The following is a 3163-nucleotide window of genomic DNA, read 5'->3' as shown; positions in this document are numbered from 1 at the left end:
ATAGGCGATAACGCAGCATAAAGACCAAATATGCGCTGCCCTTTGGGTTCTTTCTAGGGACGATTAACTCTTTGTTGCTCGGTTTTTACTTAGCCCACTAGGTTACAAACCTCGCGCCGCGATTTAATCGCCCCTAGATTGAACAAATTTCAGTCCGCAAAGATCAACACGCCCTAGTTTTAGCGTAATTTTCTTAACGTTATATAAACCCATATATAGGCCGGTTGGTATAAATTTCATGAATTAGTGCGTTGCAATCTGAATTGCAAAATGCAAATGCTTTAGGATGTGAGTAAAGGTAAATTATATCGTTTTAACTTACTGAATTTATTATCTTATTGTTGCTCTTTTCGGTTTTAAAAATGGTCTGTAAATTGCTATATGTAAAGGAGACCATCTGATAAAGCCACGGAGCAAATAATGAATGCATTTAATACCTTAGGATCCTCAAACTCGGTAAACTTAGCCCGGTGGCATGAGCTTGAACAAATCATGACTGACGCAATGCAAAATAATTATTTTAAAATGGTGTATCAGCCTTTAGTTTCATTAGCATCAGGTAAGTTAGTGGGTTTTGAGTCACTAGTTAGATGTGATTCCCCACGGTTTGGTATTGTGGGGCCCGATGAGTTTATTCCTCATGTAGAGCAGTCTGGCATGATATTAGATTTAGGTGATTGGATTTTTGAACAAAGCTTATCTGATTTAAAGCAGATGAGGCACTTAGGTATGACCGACTTAGCTATTTCTTTGAATATCTCACCCGTACAAATTTTAGATGGCGATGTATTTTCAAAAGTTATGGGGTTACTCGAAAAGCATGATATCCCGCCTCATGCAGTAAAAGTAGAATTAACAGAAACAGCGCTAATTCATAGCCCTGCAAAAATAGCAAAAGCGTTTGAAAACTTTCATAAAGAAGGTGTAAAAGTGTGGATAGATGACTTTGGTACTGGTTATGCCTCGCTTGGTTTGCTGCGTCAATTTGATATTGATGGTTTAAAAATAGACCGTAGTTTTGTAAGTGGTATTGCTAGTAATAATGAAGACTTTACCTTATGCAGTGCAATCATTGCGATGGCACAAAGACTTGGTTTAGAAACCGTTGCAGAGGGAATTGAGGAAAATGAACAACTTCAAATACTAGAGCAGTTAGGGTGTGATATTGCTCAAGGCTATCTGCTTGATAAGCCACAAACATTATCTAAAAGTATTGAAATTTGGGCGCCGTAGCACATAGCGTTTATTATGGTTTGCAAAATGCGAAAAACGAATTACTCTTATATTATAAATATCTCAATATATCAGCTAATAGTGGCGTATTAGTTAGGCTTATTACAAAAAAAATAAAGGACTTTTATGCCCATATCAGAGAAGTTTGTTGATAAAAGTATAACAGAGCTTCATGTATTAGCTCAGCTTGAAAAAGATGTTGGGATTGAAGTATTAGCAAAGTTAATAAAACTATTTATTGACGAGCTAGTCACCATGAGAGACCAAATAAAAACAGCAATTGATAATGAAGACACGGTTAAGGTTAAAGAAATAACACATGTATTAAAAAATTCGGCTGCTTTGTATGGTGCAGCCCCTTTAGCTGCACTGGCAACACAGCTTCATGACTCTCCACCCGCAACAACGTCAGAAAATATTCACTTAGCACTTATCATTCAGCACAATTTGGATAAAACCCGCGATGCTTATCAAGTCATCATTAATAATATAGCAATTTAAGGTGCCACCATGAAAAATACACATGATAAAGGGCTTGTATATATTGTTGAAGATAGCATTGCCAGTGGAGCTCTATACGCCAGCCAGCTTGAACAAGCAGGGTACGAATGTAGGCACTTCACTGATGGCTACTCAGCTTTAGTTGGTATAAAAGAAAAAATGCCTACGGTGATTGTACAAGACGTCTGCTTACCCGATATTAGCGGTTTAGAAGTACTTCAATTTGTAAATAAACAAGAAAATCCAGCTAATGTAGTAATGATCACTTCAAATAGCTCTATTGATGTGGCCGTAGAAGCTATGCGACTAGGTGGTTTTGATTTTTTAGAAAAACCTTTCACAAGCCAACGACTCATTAGCTCTGTAGAGAGTGCGCTTACACCAAAAGAGCAAGTATCAGCAAAACCATTAGTTGATAAAAACACTCAGAACCAAGATTTTGTTGGTGAGTCACTTGCAATGAAAACGGTGTTTAGGCTGCTTGATAGCGCAGCAAGAAGTAAAGCGTGTGTCTTTATAACGGGTGAAAGTGGTACAGGTAAAGAAGTATGTGCGCAGACTCTTCACGACGCAAGCCCCCGTAGTAAGGGACCTTTTATTGCAATTAACTGTGCGGCAATTCCTGCTGAATTATTTGAATCTGAGTTTTTTGGTCATGTAAAAGGGGCCTTTAGTGGTGCTTTAAGTGATAGGAAAGGGGCTGTAGAAGTTGCTAATGGAGGGACTCTATTTTTAGATGAACTTTGTGAAATGGAGCTCAATTTACAAGCTAAATTATTACGCTTTTTACAAACAGGTATTTTTAGCCGTGTAGGTAGCAGCGAAATATTACACAGTGATGTGCGTTTAGTGTGTGCTACAAATAGAAACCCAATTATTGAAGTGGCTGAGGGGCGTTTTAGAGAAGATTTGTATTATCGTCTAAATGTTATACCTGTAAAACTGCCACCACTGCGAGAGCGTGGCAACGATATATTACTTTTAGCTGATTACATACTTAAACAAAAGAGCGACAGTAATGGTAAAAGCTTTACTGGCTTTTCAGAGGACGTTAAATCTCTTTTTTGTAATTATGATTGGCCAGGAAATATCCGAGAGCTACAAAATGTAATAGAAAACACGGTTGTAATAAACGATGCGCAAGTAATTGAAAGAGAAATGCTACCAAGCTCCTTTGGTTTAACGGCGTCAGTGCCATCAAATAAATCAATATCATCAGTTAATATGAGTGCTTCAAGCTCTATGCCCTCGCCAATGGCTGTGCATGATATAGAACCGTTGTGGCAGGTAGAAAAGAGGGCTATCGAGAATGCAATTCATGTATGCGATGATAATATTCCACTTGCAGCGGCTTATTTAGGAGTTAGTGCTTCTACCATTTATAGAAAAATAAAGGGATGGTCTTAAATACTAGGGCGTGTTGATCTTT

3 protein-coding genes are annotated in these 3163 nt (G+C 37.9%); all 3 read left to right on the top strand.

From position 1 onward, the window contains the following. Nucleotides 1–420 precede the first annotated feature (420 nt). The 3 genes from CWC11_RS20240 (at nucleotide 421) to CWC11_RS20230 (ending at nucleotide 3141) form a co-directional block, all read left to right on the top strand. Nucleotides 421–1233 carry a putative bifunctional diguanylate cyclase/phosphodiesterase gene (locus CWC11_RS20240; RefSeq protein WP_249330779.1) on the top strand — a complete coding sequence of 271 codons (813 nt, stop codon included), beginning with the start codon at nucleotides 421–423 and terminating at the stop codon, nucleotides 1231–1233. 126 nt (nucleotides 1234–1359) lie between these two features. Beyond that, a complete protein-coding gene (locus CWC11_RS20235; RefSeq protein ID WP_058547398.1) occupies nucleotides 1360–1734 on the top strand; it encodes an Hpt domain-containing protein in 375 nt (124 codons plus the stop codon). 9 nt (nucleotides 1735–1743) lie between these two features. Beyond that, the gene (locus CWC11_RS20230; RefSeq protein WP_138684126.1) at nucleotides 1744–3141 is read left to right on the top strand and encodes a sigma-54-dependent transcriptional regulator; all 1398 of its coding nucleotides are present in this window, start codon (nucleotides 1744–1746) and stop codon (nucleotides 3139–3141) included. Nucleotides 3142–3163 lie beyond the last annotated feature (22 nt).

Source organism: Pseudoalteromonas sp. S3178 (genome assembly GCF_005886985.1).
Lineage (GTDB): Bacteria > Pseudomonadota > Gammaproteobacteria > Enterobacterales > Alteromonadaceae > Pseudoalteromonas > Pseudoalteromonas carrageenovora.
This window is presented reverse-complemented; position numbering and strand designations above follow the sequence as displayed.